This window comes from Protofrankia sp. CiP1_Cm_nod3 (assembly GCF_982290655.1).
The window spans coordinates 13,756-16,416 of the sequence record NZ_CEVIVD010000040.1 but is presented as its reverse complement, the minus strand read 5'-3'; the positions used below and the strand labels follow the sequence as shown (position 1 = coordinate 16,416).

3 protein-coding genes are annotated in these 2,661 nt (G+C 73.2%); all 3 read left to right on the top strand.

Going from position 1 to position 2,661, the window contains the following annotated elements; genetic code table 11:
* Positions 1–505, top strand: a 505-nt coding sequence (locus AC5LUJ_RS10340) for a CAP domain-containing protein (protein WP_493464834.1), incomplete at its 5' end; no start/stop codon positions are given.
* Between the two features lie 266 nt (positions 506–771).
* Positions 772–1,839 carry an NAD-dependent epimerase/dehydratase family protein gene (locus AC5LUJ_RS10335; RefSeq protein WP_250289838.1) on the top strand — a complete coding sequence of 356 codons (1,068 nt, stop codon included), beginning with the start codon at positions 772–774 and terminating at the stop codon, positions 1,837–1,839.
* Positions 1,832–2,344, top strand: a complete 513-nt coding sequence (locus tag AC5LUJ_RS10330) for a GNAT family N-acetyltransferase (protein ID WP_250285054.1) — start codon at positions 1,832–1,834, stop codon at positions 2,342–2,344. Before AC5LUJ_RS10335 ends, AC5LUJ_RS10330 begins: the two co-directional genes overlap by 8 nt.
* Positions 2,345–2,661 lie beyond the last annotated feature (317 nt).

Sequence of the window (2,661 nt, the reverse complement as noted above, 5' to 3'; positions counted from 1 at the left end):
CACGCCGGTCACGCCGCCGCCGGCGCCATCGGCCGCGCCGGCCCCGGGTGCGCCGGCACCGCCGGCGCCGTCACCGGCGCACCCGGTCACGCCGGTGACCAGCGCGCCGTCCGAGCAGATCCCGGACGAGGCGTCCGAGGTGGTCGCGCTCACGAACGCCGAGCGGGCCAGAGCGGGCTGCGCGGCGCTCATGGCGGACCGCCGCCTGACCGCGGCCGCGCAGGCGCACAGCGCCGACATGTCCACCCGCGACTACTTCAGCCACGACAGCCTGGACGGCCGGACGCCCTTCCAGCGCATGGCGGAGGCCGGGTACGGGTTCTCCGCCGCGGCGGAGAACATCGCCGCGGGCCAGCGCACACCCGCGGAGGTGGTGCGGGGCTGGATGAACAGCGCCGGGCACCGCGCGAACATCCTGAACTGCTCGTTGAGGCAGATCGGCGTGGGCTACGCCACCGGAGGCCGTTACGGCACCTACTGGACGCAGGACTTCGGGACGCCGTAGGCCATGCCCGACAGGTGCCGGCCGATGGCGGGCGGTCCCGGATCCGGACGAGACGCTCTCGTGCCTGTCGCTTTCTGTTCCCGGACGGCCGCTTGCGTGGTATCCGGGTGTGGGCCGTGACAGCTGTGACCGTCATCACCGGTTAGTCTGGCTTCCCGGTCACGTCGAGTCGATGCCGGGCCGTTGGAACGACGTATCGGCAACAGAACGTGACGGGATGTGACGCCTATGATATTGACTCTTCCAGGAAGGCGATGAGGGGGGACGTGGCTCGCGCGGTCGTTACTGGCGCTGGCGGATTCATCGGGGACGCGGTCGCGCACGAGCTGCGTCGGCGCGGTTACCACGTCATACCGGTCGATGTCCGCCGTGGTCCGGGCATTGTCGTGGCGGACGTCACCCAGCCGGCGGAGCTGGGTAAACTGCTGGTCGGTGTCGATCTTGTCGTGCACGCGGCGGCCGTCGGCACGGGCGGCGGCGGGGAACTGGGCGCGGTGCGCGCCGGCGTGCGCCGCCGCCCGGCCCCACTCACCGACAGCGAACTACGCTCGGTGACGCTCGGGGGTACCGCCGGGCTGCTGGACGCGTGCGAGCGCGCCGATGTCGGCCGTGTCGTGCACCTGTCCTGCGTGAGCGTGCTGGGCGCCTCCTTTCCGGACCTGGTGGACGAGAGCGCGCCGGTCACGGCCACCGGCCTGACGCGCCCGGACGCCCTCGCCGCGGCCGAACGCGCGGCGCTCGCCGCGTCCGCCCGGGGACTGCCGGTGACGGTGCTGCGGGTCGGCGACGCCTACGGCCCGCGGGCCGGCCGGTGGACGCTGTGGCCGCTGCTGCTGCTGCGGGCGGGGCGCTTCGTCCTGGTGGACGGCGGCCGGGGGCTGCTGAGCCCGGTCCACGTCGATGACCTGACCGCGGCTGTCATCACCGTCGCCGGGGCCGAGCGGACCGCTGGCGAGATCCTGCACGTCACCGGCGGCGAGCCGGCCACCGCGTCGGACTTCTTCGGCCGGTACGCGCGGATGGCCGGCGTGCCCCTGCCGGGCCAGGTGCCGGCGGCGCTGGTGCGCGCGCTCGACAGCACCGACCGGCTGCTGTCCGGCCACGGCTGGCTGTCCGGCCGGGTGACCTCGCGGCTGCATCCTCGCGGCTATGTGGATCTCGGCCCGCTGACGCTGGCCGAACTGACCCGTACGGGCACCTACTCGATCGCCAGGATCCGGCGGCTGACGGGCTGGCAGCCGCGCGTCGGCCTGGACGAGGGGATGGCCCGCACCGAGGCGCTGCTGCGGGAACGGGGACTGCTCGGCGTCGCGGAGCCCGCCCGCCGTGGCTGATGCGCCGACCCTGACGACCCTGCGTCTGCTCGCGCTTCCGCTGACCGTCTGGAACGCCGGGTTCGTCGCCGAGGAACTCGGGCCGCTGCTGGTGGGCACCCACCTGCCCAAGGTGCAGGGGATCACCATCGACGTCACCGGCGATCCCACCGAGACGTTACGCCGCGCGCTGCGCCGCCGGGCCAGCGCCGGGCGTGGTGTGATGACCTGGACGATCCGCGGTGACGACTCGGCGGCCATCGGGCTGCTGGCGGTGGACGCGTTCGGCCGGCGCGCGCTGGTGTCGGTGTCCATCGGGCGGCCCTACCGGCGTCACGGCTATGCCACCGAGGTGCTGCGGGCGCTGGCCGGCTGGCTGGAGTTCCGCGGCCCGGTCGTGGTCGAGGCCCGGTTGCGCCTGGGCGACCGGACGAGTGAGCGGCTGGCTGTCGCGACCGCGTTCGTGCCCACCAGCATCGTCCTGCCGGGCGGCTGGCGGGTCTGGTACCGGCCACCGCCATACTGATCGTTTCTGTGTTCTCCCTGCTCCGGCCCGCTTTCGCCGGATCCGGCCGCCGTTGCCCGATCCGGCTTTTTTCGTCACGTAACGCGACCGCTCCGGACCCGGTGCTCACCGCTCGACGGGATGCGGCACCATAGGATGCGATGTCGCGAATCGGGCGGTACGGCTGGCCGCCCACTTCGCGACTCCGTGTCGGCTGACCGGCCGCGCGTGTCCTGGATGGGGGGCGTACGGCTGGCGCGCAGGCGCTGGGGAGGTTCTCAGAGTGAGCGTGGAAACCCAACGCGAAGCCGCGTTCGCGGGAACCCTGGACGGATCAG